The organism is Roseibium sediminicola, assembly GCF_023156505.1.
Lineage (GTDB): Bacteria > Pseudomonadota > Alphaproteobacteria > Rhizobiales > Stappiaceae > Roseibium > Roseibium sediminicola.
This window is the reverse complement of record NZ_JALNMJ010000002.1, coordinates 485,714-504,132: the sequence shown is the minus strand read 5'-3', so window position 1 is coordinate 504,132 and position 18,419 is coordinate 485,714. Positions and strand designations below refer to the sequence as shown.

Below are 18,419 nucleotides of genomic sequence, written 5' to 3'. Positions count from 1 at the left end.
TTACCCATCAAAATCAGGAGATTGCGTGAAGGTACGGGGCAAAGCGGTGGAGCCGGCCGTCAGACCGCTGTCGACCGGCAGGCAAATGCCGGTGATGCAGCGCGCGGCGGGGCCGGCTAGAAAGGCGACGGTTGCCGCGATGTCGTGCGGCTCCGGCAGCTGTTTCAGGGGGTACCAGCCGAGCGCCTCGTCAAAGACACCCGGATTGGCAGCAGCCCGGTCTTTCCAGGCCCGGGTTTTCACGGTTCCGGGTGCAACGGCGTTGGCGCGCAGGCCATATTTGCCATATTCGACCGCGATCGCGCGGGTGGCATGGATAAGCCCGGCCTTGGCTGCGCTGTAGGCCGGGTGGCCAAAGGTTTCGAGGCCGTTGACGGACGCAATGTTGATCAGGCACCCGTCGCCGCTTGCGGTGAGCGGGGCTTCAAGCGCCTTGAACGTGTTGAGCGCCGCTTCCAAATTGAGCGCCAGATCCTTTGCAAGGCTGTCCGGCGTCATCCCGTGAAGGGTAAGGGTTGCCGCTGCGCCGGCGTTGTTTACCAGGAGCTTTACCGGGCCGAGCGTTTTGGCCTCGGTTGCCATTCTGGATATCTCAATCGGGGCCGTCAGGTCGCAGGTGAGGGCAGTGGCCTCGAAACCATCCGCCTTCAATTCTGCGGCGACAGCTTCTAGAGCGCCCGCGTCAATGTCCACTGCTGCAACATGATGCGTGGGCGCAAGGTGTCGGGCAATCGCGATGCCGATGTCACCGGCGGCGCCCGTGACGACCGCAACGGATTTGGGCTTCTGGTCAGTCACCGAGGGCTTCCTTGTCATCAGGGTCGCGTGAATTGCTGAGCTGGTATTTGACCCGGCGCAAGCTCTCGCGGGCCTCGTCGCCGCGCTTCATGGCCACCAGGGTCGCCAGCAGATCGGTTACATAGAGAAACGCGAAGCGGCTTGAGCTGGGCCGCAGGATGTTGTCGCCCTCCGGCAGGTCGATGCCGATGGTGATGTCGGCGAGATCGGCAACTGGCCGGTGCGGACGCGTCAAGGCGATCACCGTCGCGCCATAGGTCCTGGCGGCTTCCAGCGCGCGCACCATCTGAAGGTTCCTGCCCGACACCGACAGGGCGATCACCACGTCGCCTGGCTTGAGCGTGGCGGCCTGCATCAGCTGCATGGCATGGTCCGTGATACTGACCGTGCGCAGGCCCAGGCGGAAGAACCGGTTCTGCATTTCGTCCGATATCATCGACGAAGTGCCGCCGGCACCGAAAGCCGTGAGCATGCCGGCCGTGGCAATGGCGTCCGCCGCCTGGGCGACGGCATGCATGTCAAGGGCCTGGCGTGTCGTGACGGCAGCCTCCTGCATCTGGTGCAGCAGACTGTCGGCAACGTCATGCGGCGCGGCCGAGGCCGCATTGGCGGTCAAATAGCGCGTGCCGGCAAAGGTGACCTGGGCCACCTGGACTTTGAAGGCGGTGTAGCTGTCGCAGCCAAGGCGCCGGCAGAACCGGGTCACCGTTGGCGGCGAGACACCAGCCCGTTCGGCGACATCCGTGATACCGGCGTTGACGATGAACTCGGCATCATCACGCAACAGCGCGGCAAGGATACGCTCGGACTTGGAAAGATCCGGCTCGATCTGCTGCAAGACGGACAGAATGTCCCGCATCGTGTCAGTCCGGTTTCTTGTAGGCGACGCAGTCGATCTCGACCTTGCAGTCGACCATCATGGTTGCCTGGACGCAGGCGCGCGCCGGCGGGTGCTCGCCGAAGTAGCTTTTGTAGACGCCGTTGAACGACCAGAAATCGCGTGGGTCGTCAAGCCAGACACCGACGCGGACCACATGCTCCAGGCCGTAGCCGGCTTCTTCCAGAATGGCGATGACATTCTTGATGGTCAGATGGGTCTGCTCGACGATGCCGGTGCCGACAATTTCGCCGTCTTTCATCGGCACCTGGCCGGAGACGTACAGCCAGCCATCGGCCTCTACAGCACGGGCAAAGGGGAGGTTCTGGCCGCCGGCTCCTGATTTTTCAGCACCATAGCGTTTGATCGACATTTTAGGCTCCGAAATGAAAATGATTTACATAGTGGTTTGACATTGGTTCTATTTCATCCGTATATTTTTCAAAAATCAACCGTCAAAATGAAAATGGTTTCCGATATGCAGGCGATTTCAGACAGTCAGAGCAATCCTTTTTCCGGACAGGACGCCGACCGCGCGGAAATCTGGGACATGCTGGTTCATCGCGACATTGAGGCCTTTGTTGCAGCCGACTGGTCGCAGGTTGCCGAAGACTTTGACGAGGCTGCCTTTTTCGGCGTTGACGGGGGCAAGGCAGCCAACCCGGATGATTGGAGACTGGGTTTCCCCGACCTTGAAACCTATCGGGACGAATGGCTGCGTCAGGCGCAGGATTTCGCGAAGACCGACTTCGCCGAGGACGCAAGGGCGGCGATCTTCGAGGCGACGCGCCTGACCCAGATCGACATCAAGGGCGGGCGGGCGATCGCCCACAAAAAATTCGACGGTGCGATCAGAAAGGCCGATGGCAGCGAAGACCGGCTGCTTTGGCAGACGCTCTACTTTTGTGTGCGCAAGGACGGCCGCTGGAAAATATGCGGCTTCGCGGGGTATTTGCCCAATCCCCTGACGGTGGCCGCCTGACCATGAACAAACCCCGCGCATTCACGGCCGTTTTGGCGACGGAAACGAACACTTTCTCGCCGATCCGGATCGACATCAACGCCTTCAGGGCCTCTTTGCTGGCCCGGCCTGGTGAGCATCCGGAAACGCCGACGCTGTGTTCCGCCGTCGTCACGGTGGGCCGTGATTTTGCCAGGACCCATGGCTGGGACCTGATCGAGGGCACCGCCGCCTGGGCCGATCCGGCCGGCCTGGTCGCGCGGCAGACCTTCGAGGACCTGCGCGACGAGATTCTCGGGCAGATCGAGGCGCAGGCGCCGTTTGACGTGGTGATGATCGGTCTGCACGGGGCCATGGTGGCGGAAGGTTATGACGATCCGGAAGGGGATCTGCTCAGCCGCATCCGGGGGCTCGTCGGACCGGGCATACCGATCATTGCCACCTTCGATCCGCACAGCCATTTGACGGCCAAACGGGTGGCGGCTGCCGATGCCCTGATTGCGTTCAAGGAATTCCCGCATATCGATTTTGTCGACCGGGCGGTCGATGCCTGGGAAATCGCCCGGCGCACCGTTGCCGGCGAGATCCGCCCGGTGATGAGCGTTTTCGATCCGAAAATGATCGATGTCTTTCCGACGACGTCGGAGCCGATGCGCCGGTTTGTCGATGACATGATCCGCCGCGAACGGGACACTCCGGACATCCTGTCGCTCTCCGTCATTCATGGGTTCATGGCCGGCGATGTCCCGGAAATGGGAACCAAACTGCTCGCAGTGACCGACAACCGGCCGGATCTGGGGGCAGGGGTCGCTCGGGAATTGGGCGAAGCGCTTTTTCAGCTGCGCGGAAAGGTGCGCAGCGCGGAGTTGACGCCTGCAGAAGCCTATGATCGCGCGCTTGCCCAGGACGGCGGCCCTGTCACGATTGCCGACATGTGGGACAATCCGGGCGGAGGCACCGCGGGCGATGCGACCATCTTGCTCGCGGAAGCCATCGCCAGGAACCTGGACAGCATTGCCTTTGGAACGATCTGGGACCCGGTCGCGGTACAACTCTGCCACGTGGCTGGTGAAGGCGCGCGCATGATGCTGCGTTTCGGCGCGAAATCGGCCCCGCACACAGGCGATCCGATCGATGCAGAGGTCGAAATCCTGCGCAACATCAAGAATGCGCAACAGCGGTTCGGCGAGAGCTTTGTCCCCATTGGCGATGCAAGTCTGATCCGGATCGGCGGCATAGAGGTGATCTTGAATTCCACGCGGGCGCAGTGTTTCGACACGAGCCTGTTTTCGAATTTCGGCATCGATCCGTCGGAGCGCAGGATCCTGGTCGTCAAATCGACCAATCACTTTCATGAATCCTTCGCGCGGCTCAGTCCGCTGATCCTTTATTGCGCCGCAGGCCGGCCCTATCCGAACGACCCGCGCGTGACCCCATACAGGAAAGCACCAAGGGATATCTGGCCAATTCATTCTCCGGAGGGAGACAGCGAAGATCAGGCTAGGCCCGTGGCCGCCAGGCAGGGAGGCTAGGCAATGTGTGTCGGACAATCCATTCATGAGCTGCTGACCCCGGTCGCTCTGATCGACGAAGACGTCATGGCCACCAACATCAAGGTGGCGCAGGAGTATTTCGACCGGATTGGCCGGAATTTCCGGCCGCATATCAAGACACATAAAATTCCGGCCCTGGCCTCCGCGCAGCTTGCGGCAGGGGCCAAGGGCATCAACTGCCAGAAAATCAGTGAGGCGGAAGTCTTCGCGGACGCCGGGTTCTCCGACATCCTGATCACCTTCAACATGCTGGGGCGGGCGCGGCTCGACCGGCTCAAACTGCTCAATACCAGAACCGATCTGAAGGTGGTGGCCGACAACAGCGTCGTCGTCGACGGCTTGTCCCAGGCCTTTCAGGACACTCAGATGCTGAAAGTGCTTGTGGAGTGCGACACCGGCGCCGGCCGTAACGGTGTGCAGACACCGGCTGAAGCCTTTGAGCTTGCAAACCGCATCGCCAATGCGCCCGGACTTCGGTTCCAGGGGCTGATGACCTATCCCAAACCGTCGTCCGAGGCGGCCGTAGAGGTCTTTTTCTCCGAGACGCTTGCTCTTCTCGCCGAAGCAGGGATCGACTGTCCCGTTGTTTCTCATGGCGGCTCGCCCAGTCTTTACGACAGCGACCTGGTTCCAAGCGCCACGGAACACCGCGCAGGCACCTATATCTTCAACGACCGGTCCATGGTGCGGGCGGGCATGTGCGACTTTGACGATTGCGCCATGCATGTGCTGGCAACGGTGGTGTCGCGGCCGACGGAAACAAGGGCAGTTCTCGATGCCGGGTCGAAGGCGCTGACGTCGGACCTGCTCGGCTTTGTCGATCATGGTCTTCTGATCGACTATCCGGACGCCTCGATCGCGGCGCTCAGCGAGGAGCACGCGGTTGTCGATCTCAGCCGGTCGGCGAGAAAACCGGAGATTGGCGAGCGGGTCCGGATCATCCCGAACCACACCTGCGTGGTGTCCAACCTTTTCGATCGCCTGGTGTTTCACCGGGACGGCGTGGTGACGCGCATTGAGCCCGTCGCCGCCCGTGGGCAAGTCGTCTAGTCCTCCAGACGACTTGCCCGCCAATTCCAGAAGCAAACGACCGCAACTTGCGGCCGTTTTGTACCGCTGGCAAACCCTCGGCTCGTCATTCCGGACAAGTGCAGCAGCGCTGCACGCTGAGCCGGAACCCAGCGCATAGGCGCGAGCGAAAGCGAGCACAAATCCAATCAGAGGACTGAAAATATTGATAAAGACGCGCCTGTGGCGCGAAGTACGCGCTGGGTTCCGGATCTGGCCATGCAGCTGCGCTGCAAACCGTCCGGAATGACGGGGGCGCCTTGTCAATAAACTGAAACGGCCGCTAACAGCGGCCGTTTTTAGGAATGCTTCGAAAAACAGATACGCTTAAATATGCATGTCCGCTGCGTCGAGGTCTTCCAGCGACAGCTGGCGCTCGAAAGCTTGTCCAGTCTCATTGAACAAGTGGCAGTCGGCACCGTTGAGGCCCATGGACACGGGCTTGCCGACCTTCGCCGGAGCCGAGCCCGGCAGAACGCTGCAGAATGTTGCCTTGGCCCCGTCCACCGTGCTGTAGGTGACGGTATGGATGCCAAGGTGCTCGACCACATTCGGCACGACTTCGATGGTCGCCTCGGCTGTGCCGAGCGTGAGATGTTCCGGGCGGATGCCAAGGGTCAGGGGCTTGCCGGCGACATCGGTTTTCGTGGCGACCTTAACGGTGATGTCCGCGCCGGACGGCAGCGTCACGGTGACGCCGTTGGCATCGGCGGTCTTGCCGGTGACCTCAATGAAATTCATTTTCGGATTGCCGATGAAACCGGCGACAAACACATTCCGCGGCTTGTGGTAGAGCTCCAGAGGTGAGCCCACCTGGGAAATGACGCCCTGGTCCAACACGACGATACGGTCAGCCATGGTCATGGCTTCTACCTGGTCATGGGTAACGTAGATCATGGTGGCGTCGAGGTCGGAATGCAGTTTGGCCAGTTCGACTCGCATTTCAGCGCGCAGGGCCGCGTCCAGGTTGGAAAGTGGCTCGTCGAACAGGAAGACGGACGGTGCACGCACGATGGCGCGGCCGATGGCAACACGCTGGCGCTGGCCGCCGGACAGTTCGCCGGGCTTGTGCTGGAGACGTTCGGTCAGCTGCAGGATCTCGGCAGCGGCCTGAACCTTCTCCTCGACCTTGTCCTTGGCCAGCCGCTCGACGCGCAGGGGGAAGGCGATGTTTTCGTAAACGGACATATGCGGGTAAAGCGCATAGGACTGGAACACCATGGCAATGCCGCGTTTGACCGGGGGCAGGTCGTTGACCACCTTCTTCTCGATGGTGATGTCGCCGCCCGTGATTTCCTCAAGCCCCGCAATCATGCGCAGCAGGGTCGACTTGCCGCATCCCGACGGACCGACAAACACGATGAATTCGCCATGGTCCACATCAAGATTGACGCCCTTGATGACTTCCATTTGGCCATAGCTCTTGCGTACGTCGCGCAGCTGCAACTCGCCCATGGTCATTCCTTCTTTGAACTGGTGCCCGGGCCCCCGGATGTGGGAGTGGCAGGGGCCCGGTCAGCGCGCAGGGTTACTTGTAGTCTTCAAGCTGCTCGGCAGCGATCTCTACGGCTTCAGCCGCATCGATTTCGCCCAGAACAACACCCTGAACGGCCTCGTTGATGGCGTCCTGCAGGCCGACATAATCGGTCACGAACGGCTCCGGACCACCGGTCGGGATCGCATCGAGGAACGCGGCCCAGGTCGGATCCTTCTCGACCAGTGCCTTGACTTCCGGCAGGTCACGCAGCGGCGTGAAGCCTTCGGCCAGTTCGAACTCCATCTGGTTCTGCGGGTTGGTCAGCAGCTTGGCGAGGTCAAGCGCCTGTTCCTCGACGCCCGAGCCCTTGAAGACGGCCAGGGAGTCGGTGATCAGGAGCGTGCCCGGACCGCCGCTCGGACCGTGCGGGATCGGCGCAACACCCCAGTTCACGTCGGTGACGCGGGTGCGCTCCCACGGACCGGAAATGAACATGCCGATCTTGCCTTCGGAGAACAGCGGACGCAGCTTGGCACGGTCATAGGCGACCGGGCCCGGCTGGGAGACCGTTGCCATCTTGCCGTAGAAAGCCAGGGCTTCGACGTTGTTCGGGGAGTTGAAGACGATCTCGCCGTCCGCGTTAATCACCTCACCACCGTTCGTATAAACGTAGTTCATGAACTGGTGCATGGTGTTGTCGAAGGAGGCTGCCGCAAGGCCGAAGCCGTCGGCGTCGGTCTTGTCCTTGATGGTCTTGGCCGCTTCATACATCTCGTCCCAGGTCTTGGGCGGTGTTTCCGGATCGAGGCCGGCTTCCTTGAAGAGGTCCTTGTTCCAGTAGAGCGCCTTGGTGGAGAAGGCGCGCGGCAGACCCCACTGCTGGCCGTTGGCGGTGATCGTGCCGAGGATCGGCGCGGCATAGGTGGCCTTTTCTTCCTCGGTCATGTTGACCGGGATGATCAGGTCGTTGGCGGCCAGCTGCTTCAGCGTGCGCGAGCCCATATAGGCAATGGCGGGCGGGTTGCCGGCGGAGGCGAGGGTGGTGGACTTTTCCTGGCACTGGCCCCACGGAACGAACTCGACCTCAACCTTGAAGCCCGGGTTCTTCGCTTCCCAGCCCTCGATCAGGGCAGCCTGTTTCGGAATGCCGGCGCCGGTGTTGTCGCCGCAAACGATGATGTGAATGTTCTTGTCGTCCGCCTGCGCGGAGGCGACGACGCTGAGGGCAAAAGCACCGCCCAGCAACATGGATTTGAAAGTCATCTGTTTCCCTTTCTGGTTGGATTATTGTTTTTGTTATTCCTTGACCGCGCCGGCGGTCAGGCCGGCGACGATGTAGCGTTGCAGGAACACATAGACGAACAGCACCGGCAGGATGCCGACGAGGCTGGCGGCCATGAGTTCGTTCCAGACGACATTCTGCCGTCCGAAGAACTGGAACAGGCCGACCGGCAACGGGTTCAGCTCGTTCACGGAATTGAAGGTCAGCGCGAAAATGAACTGCTGCGCGTAGGCGGTGATGAAGGCGGTGATCGTGACCACCACGATGCCGGGCAGGGCGACCGGAATGATCACGCGCCAGAGCGTGTAGATCTTGCCGGCGCCGTCCACCCAGGCGGCTTCCTCGAGTTCCTTCGGGATGCGCACCAGATAGGAGCGCAGCAGCCAGATGCCGGTCGGGATCACAAAGGCGGTTCCCGGGGCGATCATTGCGAAATAGGTGTTCAACAGGCCGTATTGCTGCATCAGCTTGAACAACGGAATGATCAGCACGGCGCCGGAGAACATGTTCACGGCAATGAAGATGCCGAGCAGGGAGTTGCGTGCCGGAAACTCGAAGCGGGCGAAGGCGTAGGCGGCCGGAATGATGCAGATCAGGCCGAGGACCGTGACCGCCGTCGCGATGAAGAACGAGTTCAGCATGTACATCCACAGGAGAGGCACGTTCTCCCACATGGTGAAATAGGCGTCGAAGCTCATCTTGTCGGTGATGAACCGATAGGGAATGGAGAACAGGCTCGTCAGCGGCCGCATCGACACCACGAAGGCTTCCACGAACGGTGCCAGCACGAAGGTGAGGAACACCGCCAGCCCGGCATAGATCAGCACATATTCGTACCAGCGATACTTATGCAGCATTGTTCGGGCTCCTCTTGGCAAGGCGCGACAGCAGCAGGAAATAGACGAACATGAAGGAGCCGAGGAACAGGACGATCATCACCGTCCGGGCCGCACCTTCGCCGTATTTGAAGCGGCTGATCGCGGTCTTGTAGGTGTCGATGATCATGGTCGTGGTTGCGCCGCGCGGACCGCCCTCCGTCAGGATCCAGATGATGTCGAAGGAATTGAATGTCGCGATCGCCGACAGCAGCGCCATGGTGGCAATCGAGGGAATAATCAGCGGCAGTGTGATCCGGCGGAACCGGTAGAAACGCGACGCGCCATCCACCCAGGCGGCTTCGTAAAGATCCTTGGAGATCGACTGCATCGAGGCCAGCAGGTAGAGCGTCACCATCGGCACGCCGATCCAGACATCGGTGACGATGGTCGCCATGAAGGCCGAATTCTTGTAGGCGAGGAACTCGAACGGCGCGTCCAGGATACCGACCCGCTGGGCGAGGCCGGAAATCATGCCGAACTGGCCGTTATACATCCAGCCCCAGATGAAGACGCCGATGGCAATCGGGATAACCCACGGCGGCATGACCAGAATGCGGAACAGGGTCCGGCCGGGCACCATGGCATTCAGCAGCACCGCGCCAAGAGTGCCGATCAGCATTTTCAGCGCGACCGACAGGCTCATCCAGTAGAAGGTCCTTGCAATCACCTCCGGAAAGCGGCGGGACATCAGCTTTTCGTAATTGTCGAGACCGACATATTCGAAATTCGGGCTCATGCTGGTGTTGGTGAAGGATAGCCGGAAGGTCTCGTAAAGCGGATAGGCGACAATCGCCACCATGACGAGGGTGGCCGGCACCAGCAGGAGGTACGGAAAATAGTCTCGTTTTTTTGCCGTATGCGCCATGGATCCCCCTATGCCAGGCCGTAACTGTCGAATTGCTGCCAGGTGTCGCTCAGGTCGAGGACGGCGCGCGCGCGGCGCGCTTCGTCCAGCTTGATCGCGGTGAGCCCGGCTTCGAGCGCATCCAGAACCCCGACCGGCAGGCCGCCGCCATTTCTGAAGTAATGCGTCAGATCGCGGGCCATGGCGTCGTCGGCGCCGTAATGGCCGTCCCGGCCGGCATCGACCAGTTTCGGCCGATCGATCAGGCAGGCCGAGGTCAGAGCGTCATGGACCCGGAAGTAGTTTCGGATGAAGTCGCCTTCCGCCATGCCCTTTGTGCCCATCACCGCGAAACGGCGGAATTCATCGGGAACATAGAGATTGGTGTGGAAGCACAGATTGGCGCCGTCTTCGTATTCGATCAGCGCAGTCTGGTAATCGATAATGTCGCCGTCGCTATCGAAATCGGCATTGCCGCCGCCCCAGCGCGGGGTGAACGGATCGACGCGGTCCTTGTAGACGGGCGTCGGGAAACTGTGATCCTGGTCCGGCCGGTTGTCCGGCACGAAGCTCTTGCGGCCACCGAAACTTGAGACATAGCGTGGCCGGCAGCCGGTCACGCCCTGATAGAGGTCCAGGTCGTGGCAGCATTTTTCCAGCATGAAGCCGCCGGAATTCTTCTCGTAGCGCCGCCAGTCGCGCATGAAAAACGAGCCGTGATAGGGGCCGATGTGTTCCGCCGCCTCAATCGAAACCACCTTGCCGATCTGGCCGGCCTTCAGGCTTTTCTGCAGCTCGGTGTAGAGCGGCGAATAGCGCAGCACCAGGCCGACGATGACCCGCTTTTCCCCGCCATGAGCCTTCATCAGGGACAGGAGCTCGAAGGTTTCGGCTTCCGTGGTGACGACAGGCTTTTCGCAGAAGATGTATTTCACATCCGATTCCAGCGCGGTCCGCAGATGATCCAGATGCATGAAATTGGGGGAGCCGATCATCAACAGATCGAGCTTCTCCCGCTGCAGCATCGACGCCAGGTCGTCGTAGGCGGCCAGCGTGGAGCCGCTTCTGGCCTCGACCTGTTTCAGGCCCGCCGGGGTCGGGTCGACATAGGCGCGCGGATCAATGTCGCCTGCAACGTTTTGCAAGCAGTTGCTAACATGGGCGATCCGGGCGCCAAGGCCCACATATCCGGTCTTCATGCGGCATCCTCCGCGTGAATATCCATGACGTGGCGCAGCGACTGGACGAGGCTGGCATCCGTATCGCGGGTGCCAGTGGCGGCAACAAAACCAAGCCGGGTCTCGGAAATGCCGGGCGCGGGGGCATCTCCCTTGGGCTTGGAACAGGACGCGTGCAGTTCCGGCGCTCCGGTGTGTTTCAGGATGCGGGGGGCATTGGCCGCGTTGACGCCGGAACCGGCCATGATCGAAATCCGCCCGGACGCGACCCGAACTGCGCTCGCAAGCCGATCCATACCAAGTTCCGCCTTGTCGGCCTGTCCGGACGACAGGATGCGTTCGAAGCCGAGCTTGATTGCGTCCGCGACAGCTTTTTCGTAGTCCCGAACCGTGTCGATGGCTCGGTGCAGCGTGGCCGGCAGTGACGTGCTTTCGAGCGCCGCTGCCAGGAACTCCCGGTCCAGAGCGTGTTGGTCGTCGACCGCTCCTATAACGATGCCTGCAAGGCCGGCTTTCCCGCAGGCCTCGATGTCGTGCAGCATCGCGGTTTTTTCAATGTCGGAATAACGAAAGTCGCCTCTGCGCGGCCGGATCATCGCGTAGACAGGCACCGGCAGCTTGGCGGCGGCGGTCATCGCACCGAAGGACGGTGTCAGTCCGCCTTCCGACAGTGCCGCGCAAAGCTCGATCCGGTCGGCGCCGTTTTCAGCAGCGATCCAGGCGCCTTCAAGCGTATCGACACACACTTCGAGAGCAACAGGGCTCATGCCGCCACCTCGCCGAAAGTTTTGCGGGCGACAATGCCGGCTCCGCGCAATCCGCCGTTTTCGGCAAACTGACCCTTGATGATCAGCGGGTCGGTATAATCGGCCAGCACCAGTTCTCTGGTTTTCCGGTCGATCAGCGACAGCAGCGTCTCGTCGCCGGAAAGACCGCCGCTGGCGGGGATAACGTCCGGACCGAGCGTGTTCACAAGCACGGAGAGGGCGCGGGACAACAAGGTTGCGAACGCTTCGACCGTGCGGGTCGCCTGATCGTCACCGCCATGCCATGCAGCCGTGATGTTCTTGCTGGACAGCGCAACGCCGTGCAGGGTCTGGTGGATCTTTTCCATACCGCGGGCAGAACAGACCGCATCGATGCACCCGGTCTGGCCGCAGCCGCAAGGGTAATGGGTGAGACCCTGAAGCTGGCCGCCGGCTGTCGGGTCGACGATCGGGCCATGGCCCCACTCGCCGGCAATGCCGCCGAAACCGGTCACCAATTGGCCGTTGACCACAAGGCCGCCGCCAACGCCGGTGCCAAGGATAATGCCAAAAACCACCTGTTTGCCTTTTCCGGTTCCGTCAACCGCCTCTGCAAGGGCAAAGGCGTTGGCATCGTTTGTGATCAGGACCGGCCGGTTCAGTGCGGCCTCCAGATCGGCTTTTACGTTGCGCTTGTGAAGACAGGGAATGTTGGCCACATCCGCAATCCCGCTGCGCTCGTCGAAAGCACCGGCAAGAGAAATGGAGATCGGGCCGTGATCCGCGCTTGCGCAGGTTTCGATTGCGCTGACGAAAGCCTGGAAATCGTTTCCGGGCGTGGCGACCCGGCCGCTTTCCGCGACAGAACCGTCCTTTTTCAGGAGCCCGTGGCGGATGAAGGAACCGCCAATATCAAAACAGGTGATCATCGCCCGCGGACACGCCTCTGGGTTATATTTGTTTGCATCCAGTTATAATACCAATATGAGCCCAATTGTGCTGTTAGTAAACCCGAAAATATAATTGGCATGGCTTTTTTAATGAATTGGGCACGGAAACCGCGCGGAAAATACCGATGCCGTCGTCACGCGGCCAGGGTGCGGCCGGGCTACGGACAGGCAGCACGCACGCGTGCCGGGAAAACGTCACGCGACTCGGGATTTGCGTTTGAAAATGGAGGGTTACAGAAACGGGCGCAGGTTGCCGTTGTTTTCTGCCAGGACCCGTTCTGCGGCGGCTTTGTCGAGGCTTCTGAGAATCATGAGAGCTGCGACCTTGACGCGGCCGTCGGCCTTGAGCAGCGTATGCATCGCGATCTCCGCCGTGCAGCCGGTCAGATCCTGCAGGATCCGTTGGGCCCTGAGGCGCAGCTTCTCGTTGTCGGCAACCAGATTGACCATATGCCCGCGCACGGCGTGGCCGAGCCGTAGTGCCACCAGGGTCGAGATCATGTTGAGTGCGGCTTTCTGGGCGCTGGCCGCCCCGAGCCGGGTGGAGCCGGCAATGATTTCAGGCGGCGTTTTCAGCAGGATCGGATGATCGGCCAGATCCAGAAGCGGCGTGTCCGGATTGTTGCAAAGAGCAATCGTCTCCGTGCCTGCCGCCTGAGCCGCGCGAAAGGTGCCGAGCGTATAAGGTGTTGAGCCGCTGGCGGAAACGGCGATCAGAATGTCACCCTCGCCAAGGCCGGACGTCTGAAAATCCGTGCGCCCAACTTCCTCATCGTCTTCAAAAGTGCCGGCAAGATGAAGCAGATTTTCCGCGCCGCCGGCATAAAGCATGCGCATGCGTTCCGGTGGAAAGCCGAATGTTCCTGGCAGTTCGAGGCAATCTGCCAGGGCTGTCAGGCCTGCACTGCCGGCGCCCGCATAGCCGATCATGCCATTGGCCTGCGAGGCCCTTTGCAGTGCGTTGGCGGCCTTGGAGATCTGCGCAATCGCGTCCCCGACGGCATCGAGTGCCGCTCTCTGCCTGTCCAGCAACAGCGTCAGGACGTCGTTGTCCGACTTGTTGTTGAGGCCAATGGAAAGGGGGTCCCGGTCTTCGGTCGTCGGCAATTTCATGGGTTCTGGAATTTGGCTGCGGTCTGTCTCATATCGCGAAATATACCACCAAAGGCAAGCGGAACCCGCGCCGGATCCAGATCGTGTCGGAGGCTGGCTGGAGAGGGTGCTGGTCTTTTATCACTTGATTTTCGGTTTCGATAGAGTTTAAATTGGTATCTGAAAGGTATTACTCTCATCACCTGAGGCGCCCTGTTTCATGACCGATTTTATCACGATGCTGGAAAATGGCGACTGGCTGGCAAATTCCAGTGGCCCCCGGTATTTGCAGCTGCGGCGGCGCATTCAGCAGGCAATCGACGACGGTGTCCTGAAAGAAAACGAACCGCTGCCGTCCGAGCGTGAGATCGCCTCGCTCACCGACCTGTCGCGCGTCACGGTCCGGAAAGCCGTTGCCGGTCTGGTCGAGGATCAGATCGTGGTGCAGAAGCGGGGCAGCGGCTCTTTTGTGGCGCCGAGGGTGCACAAGGTCGAGCAGCGCCTGTCCAGCCTGACCTCTTTTAGCGAAGACATGGCCAGGCGCGGGCTGTCCGCCAGCAGCGAATGGCTGCGCCGCGGCCTGTTTCCGGCGTCTCCGGAAGAAATGTTCACGCTCGGCCTGACCTCCGGCCAACAGGTCGCCCGTGTCGACCGTCTGCGCAAGGCCGACGGCACCGCCATGGCGATCGAGCGGGCGTCGCTGTCCGAAACGATCCTACCGAATCCCGAAAAGGTCACCACATCGCTTTATGCAGTGCTGCGGGCATCCGGCCTGCAGCCAGTGCGCGCGATCCAGAGGATCTCCGCGCGCAATCTCGAACCCATCGACGCCGACATTCTCGGAGTGCCGGCCGGCTCCGCCGGACTGAAGATAGAACGCGTGTCTTATCTGGCCTCCGGCAATGTCGTTGAATTCACCCGTTCCGTTTACCGCGGCGATGCCTATGACTTCATTGCCGAATTGCAAATTTCGGAAGACTAGATCTTATGACCGACACTCAGAACCTTGCCACTCCGACGCATATGCGCCGGGAAATCGAAGAGATTCCGGACGCGGCCAGGCGGCTGCTGGCAGAGGGTGCTCCGCAGATCCGCGAGATCGCGCAGCGCGCCGGCGCTCCTGTCTTTCTGGCAAGCGTGGCGCGTGGCTCCTCCGATCATGCCGCGACATTCCTGAAATACGCCGCCGAAATCTATCTGGGTCTCGCAATGGCCTCTCTCGGCCCGTCGGTGTCCTCGGTCTATAACGGCCGGGTCAAGCTGAACCAGGCTCTCGTGATTGCTATTTCCCAGTCCGGCGCCAGCCCCGACATCCTGTCGGTCGTGGAAAGCGCCGCCGGGCAGGGGGCCTTTACCGTCGGCCTGACCAACACCACCGGCAGTGAGCTGGCGCGCCTGTCGGCCGCGGCCGTCGATATCTGCGCGGGGCCGGAGCGCAGCGTTGCGGCGACCAAGACCTACGTCAATTCCGTGCTGGCCGGCCTGCTTCTTTTGGGGGAAATCGGCGGCGACAAGGCGCTGCTTGATGCCTTGGCCGATCTGCCCGACCAGTTCGAACAAGCCATTGCCATGGACTGGCAAGCGCTTGCTGAGCCGATCGAGCAGCGCGGTTCGCTCTATGTGATCGGACGCGGCCCAGGCCTTGCGATCGCCAACGAGGCGGCGCTGAAATTCAAGGAAACATGCCAGATCCACGCCGAGGCCTATTCCTCTGCCGAGGTCATGCATGGTCCGGTCTCGATCGTCGAAAACGGCTATCCGATCCTGGCGCTCGGTGTGCGCGACGCCGCCGAGGATGGGCTCGCCCAGGCAGCCGACCGCATGGCGGACCAGGGCGGCCGGGTGTTTGCCACCACGGACAAGGTTCAGCGTGCCGAGCGACTGCCCTTCGTCTCGACCCGCCATCCGCTGACGGATGCCCTGGTGCAGATCGTCTCCTTCTACGCTTTCATCGAATGGTTCGCGCGCCGCCGCGGTTTCAATCCGGATGTTCCCAAACACCTGAAGAAGGTCACGCAGACGGTATGACCGGTCAGACAGCCTACCGGTGCAGCCGGATCTTCGACGGTGACAGTATCCATCAGGATGCCGCGCTTCTGGTGGAACACGGCAAGATCGTCGGCTTGTGCGCCGGCGATACGGTGCCTGCGGACGCGGCCCAGGTCGATCTTGGCGGCGGCATTCTGGCGCCCGGCCTGATCGATCTTCAGGTCAATGGCGGTGGCGGGCTGATGCTGGGTGACGCTGACTGTATTGAGGACATTGCCCGGATCTGTCACGCCCATCTGACCCTCGGCACCACCGCGCTGACACCGACCCTGATCACCGATACGCCGGAGACCACCCGCAAGGTCGTCAAGCTCGGCGTCGAGGCCTGGGCGAAGGGCGTGCGCGGCTTTCACGGTCTGCATCTGGAAGGACCGCATCTCTTTAAGGGACGCAAGGGCGCGCATGATCCGGATCTGATCCGGCCCATGGATGAGGCCGATCTGGAACTCTATCTGTTCGCCGCCCGCCAGCTGCCCAGTCTGATCCTGACGGTGGCACCGGAAACAGTGACGCCGGAACAGATCCGCATCCTGTCGGAGGCGGGCGTCCATGTCAGTCTGGGTCACAGTGGCGCCACCTATGCCGAATGCAAGGCCGCTGCCGAGGCCGGGGCCTCCATGGTGACGCATCTCTTCAACGCCATGAGCCCGTTGCAGCACCGCGAGCCGGGACTTGTCGGCGCCGCGCTGGATCTCGGCAGTCTCAATGTCGGCCTGATCGCCGATGGCGTGCATGTTGATCCAGTGGCAATCAAGGTTGCCCTGAAGGCCAAGACCGGCCCGGGAAGGATCTTTCTGGTGACCGACGCCATGTCCCAGACCGGCACCGACGTCACGTCCTTCACTCTTGGCGGGCGCGAGATCTTCCGCCGCGACGGCACGCTGACGCTTGCCGACGGCACGCTCGCCGGCGCCGACATCGACCTGCCGGCGTCTCTCAAATACCTGACCGGGACGTTGGACATGCCGATTGAAACCGCCCTGGCCATGGCAACCAGCGATCCGGCGGATGTGCTCGGCCGGCCCATGGGCCGTCTGGCCGCGGGCCATGCGGCGGATCTCGTTCTCTTTTCCGATGACTTCGCCGTCTCCGGCGTCTGGGTAAACGGCCGTCGCCTCGACGGCTAGGGCGGTCGAAGCCGTGCCCCCCCGGTGTGTTAGCGTTTGGCAGGATCGTCTTGTGCGACGGGGACTTGCGCATGCCTTCTGATCCTGCTCTTGCCAGCTGAACTGGTGCGTTCGGTTGGCATGTCAGAATTTGCAACTTAGTTGAAAGCAGAACACACCGTGAACATAGCTAGCTTACAAACGAGGACAATCAGGGGAGCACGACCTCGCGAAACTTGTTGCAGCTTGATCCTCGAATTGAGCAGCATCGAAAGCCGGTTGAAAAGCTTGCTTTGGGACATCGAAAATTGTGAGAGTTGGAAACCCGACTCTCACACGCAGGTTTCAAATGATTGACTGGACGAAAGAACTATATTCACGCGGAGAGGCTGGGATTAGGTCTCTCATCGGTCAAGCTGAATCCTTTGAGGTCGAATTCAAAGCGAAGGACGACCCGTCTTCAACTTCGCTTTCCAACAATGACAAGAAAAATATTGCGAAAGAAGTTGCAGGTTTTGCCAACGCCTCGGGTGGTGTCCTAATTTTTGGTGTGAAAACAAAGACGGACCCAGCATCTCAGCAGGATGTAGCGAGCGAACTACAACCAATTGCCGAAATAGAAAAGCTGAGCGCTTCAATCAAATCCGTATTGTTTTCCAATGTAAATCCACCACTGACGGATGCGGAAATATTGATCGTTCGATCTGACGTTGATCCAGGCAAGGGATACGCCCTGATTTACATTCCGCAGTCTGAAAGCGGCCCGCACATGTCGACGGCGAAAGGCGAGCATCGATATTATCGAAGGATCGGTGAACAAACTCTCCTTATGGACCACAGGATGGTCCGTGACATGATGCTCTCTCAAAGATCCGCAAACTTCGAAGTGGGTTGGGAGATCGGAAATACCTCTAGTGTCGTCGGAAATGGTAAAAAAAATTACCGAGGTTCCTTGAGTTTAATTGTCCGTAATTGCAGCGCAGTAACAGCACAAGCACCGTTTTTTCAGATCAGCACAGACCCAGCTTTGAAAGCACTTGAGCGCGATCTACATGGTTTTAGATTGTTTCAAACAAATTTAGGAACAGTTGAGGTGGCAGGCGGTAACGATGTCCTGCTACATCCGATGGCGACTCGAAAGCTTAATGTGTTCACTATTAGCTTCTCTGTATTAAAAGCCGCTTTTGAATCATTTATCGAACATGGTGGCGCAGACTATTTTCTACAGGATCACCATTGGACATTCGGCGGTGAAGTGTATGCGCCAAATATAAGACTTAATAGTTTGAATGACGGTCTCGACATTAATCTAATTTGTGCGGCAAAAAATGCTGTTCCGAAAGAGCTGTGCTTTGAACTAGAAAGGCAGCATTTAATAAAGCTGGCAAGTATCGCTTCTCTCGGGGGGGAGTTCAGCACACCCACCCGATTTTCCGCAATAGAATTCGAGACCAAAAAATTGCCATCTGCATTGATTGACGAGCGTGCGCCTTCGATTTCACAAATTGGATTATGAGGTCGGCGTTGCATTTGTACGTGGCAACCTGTTGTCGTACATAT

18 protein-coding genes are annotated in these 18,419 nt (G+C 60.3%); 7 read left to right on the top strand and 11 right to left on the bottom strand.

What is annotated here, in order from left to right; translation table 11 throughout:
• The 3 genes from M0H32_RS05325 to M0H32_RS05315 are packed head-to-tail and all read right to left on the bottom strand — an operon-like array spanning position 1 to position 2,048.
• The gene (locus M0H32_RS05325) at positions 1-798 is read right to left on the bottom strand and encodes an SDR family oxidoreductase (RefSeq protein WP_425607294.1); all 798 of its coding nucleotides are present in this window, start codon (positions 796-798) and stop codon (positions 1-3) included.
• Complete coding sequence (locus tag M0H32_RS05320) at positions 791-1,657, bottom strand: MurR/RpiR family transcriptional regulator (protein WP_248151688.1); 867 nt, start codon at positions 1,655-1,657, stop codon at positions 791-793. Before M0H32_RS05320 ends, M0H32_RS05325 begins: the two co-directional genes overlap by 8 nt.
• Positions 1,658-1,661: 4 nt before the next feature.
• The gene (locus M0H32_RS05315) at positions 1,662-2,048 is read right to left on the bottom strand and encodes a RidA family protein (RefSeq protein WP_248151687.1); all 387 of its coding nucleotides are present in this window, start codon (positions 2,046-2,048) and stop codon (positions 1,662-1,664) included.
• Positions 2,049-2,135: 87 nt separating this feature from the next.
• On the opposite strand from M0H32_RS05315, the gene M0H32_RS05310 reads away from it, so the two are divergent.
• From M0H32_RS05310 to M0H32_RS05300, 3 genes are read left to right on the top strand one after another with little or no spacing between them, the layout of a single operon-like run.
• Positions 2,136-2,657: a hypothetical protein gene (locus tag M0H32_RS05310; RefSeq protein WP_248151685.1), complete on the top strand. Its 522-nt coding sequence runs from the start codon at positions 2,136-2,138 to the stop codon at positions 2,655-2,657.
• A 2-nt stretch (positions 2,658-2,659) separates the two neighbouring features.
• On the top strand, positions 2,660-4,168 hold the full coding sequence (locus tag M0H32_RS05305; protein WP_248151682.1) for a M81 family metallopeptidase: 1,509 nt from the start codon (positions 2,660-2,662) through the stop codon (positions 4,166-4,168).
• Between the two features lie 3 nt (positions 4,169-4,171).
• Entirely contained in the window at positions 4,172-5,239 is a 1,068-nt protein-coding gene (locus M0H32_RS05300) for a D-TA family PLP-dependent enzyme (RefSeq protein WP_248151676.1), read from the top strand.
• Between the two features lie 345 nt (positions 5,240-5,584).
• Here the strand turns inward: M0H32_RS05300 and M0H32_RS05295 are convergent, their stop codons facing one another.
• From M0H32_RS05295 to M0H32_RS05260, 8 genes are all read right to left on the bottom strand, one after another.
• A complete protein-coding gene (locus M0H32_RS05295; RefSeq protein WP_248151673.1) occupies positions 5,585-6,712 on the bottom strand; it encodes an ABC transporter ATP-binding protein in 1,128 nt (375 codons plus the stop codon).
• A 73-nt stretch (positions 6,713-6,785) separates the two neighbouring features.
• Positions 6,786-7,997 (bottom strand): ABC transporter substrate-binding protein, encoded by a 1,212-nt coding sequence (locus M0H32_RS05290; protein WP_248151655.1) that lies wholly within the window; start codon positions 7,995-7,997, stop codon positions 6,786-6,788.
• Between the two features lie 33 nt (positions 7,998-8,030).
• A complete protein-coding gene (locus M0H32_RS05285; RefSeq protein WP_248151653.1) occupies positions 8,031-8,873 on the bottom strand; it encodes a carbohydrate ABC transporter permease in 843 nt (280 codons plus the stop codon).
• The gene (locus tag M0H32_RS05280; protein ID WP_248151650.1) at positions 8,863-9,759 is read right to left on the bottom strand and encodes a carbohydrate ABC transporter permease; all 897 of its coding nucleotides are present in this window, start codon (positions 9,757-9,759) and stop codon (positions 8,863-8,865) included. Before M0H32_RS05280 ends, M0H32_RS05285 begins: the two co-directional genes overlap by 11 nt.
• Positions 9,760-9,767: 8 nt before the next feature.
• Positions 9,768-10,937 (bottom strand): Gfo/Idh/MocA family protein, encoded by a 1,170-nt coding sequence (locus M0H32_RS05275; protein WP_248151648.1) that lies wholly within the window; start codon positions 10,935-10,937, stop codon positions 9,768-9,770.
• Positions 10,934-11,683 (bottom strand): copper homeostasis protein CutC, encoded by a 750-nt coding sequence (locus M0H32_RS05270; protein ID WP_248151638.1) that lies wholly within the window; start codon positions 11,681-11,683, stop codon positions 10,934-10,936. Before M0H32_RS05270 ends, M0H32_RS05275 begins: the two co-directional genes overlap by 4 nt.
• On the bottom strand, positions 11,680-12,591 hold the full coding sequence (locus M0H32_RS05265; RefSeq protein ID WP_248151636.1) for an ROK family protein: 912 nt from the start codon (positions 12,589-12,591) through the stop codon (positions 11,680-11,682). The genes M0H32_RS05270 and M0H32_RS05265 overlap by 4 nt, the downstream gene beginning before the upstream one ends.
• A gap of 252 nt (positions 12,592-12,843) precedes the next feature.
• A complete protein-coding gene (locus M0H32_RS05260) occupies positions 12,844-13,725 on the bottom strand; it encodes an N-acetylmuramic acid 6-phosphate etherase (RefSeq protein WP_248151633.1) in 882 nt (293 codons plus the stop codon).
• 199 nt (positions 13,726-13,924) lie between these two features.
• On the opposite strand from M0H32_RS05260, the gene M0H32_RS05255 reads away from it, so the two are divergent.
• From M0H32_RS05255 to M0H32_RS05240, 4 genes are all read left to right on the top strand, one after another.
• On the top strand, positions 13,925-14,686 hold the full coding sequence (locus M0H32_RS05255; RefSeq protein WP_248151628.1) for a GntR family transcriptional regulator: 762 nt from the start codon (positions 13,925-13,927) through the stop codon (positions 14,684-14,686).
• A 5-nt stretch (positions 14,687-14,691) separates the two neighbouring features.
• On the top strand, positions 14,692-15,732 hold the full coding sequence (locus M0H32_RS05250; RefSeq protein WP_248151626.1) for an SIS domain-containing protein: 1,041 nt from the start codon (positions 14,692-14,694) through the stop codon (positions 15,730-15,732).
• Entirely contained in the window at positions 15,729-16,880 is a 1,152-nt protein-coding gene (gene nagA, locus M0H32_RS05245) for an N-acetylglucosamine-6-phosphate deacetylase (protein ID WP_248151625.1), read from the top strand. Before M0H32_RS05250 ends, nagA begins: the two co-directional genes overlap by 4 nt.
• Positions 16,881-17,208: 328 nt before the next feature.
• Positions 17,209-18,375, top strand: a complete 1,167-nt coding sequence (locus tag M0H32_RS05240; protein ID WP_248151624.1) for an AlbA family DNA-binding domain-containing protein — start codon at positions 17,209-17,211, stop codon at positions 18,373-18,375.
• Positions 18,376-18,419 lie beyond the last annotated feature (44 nt).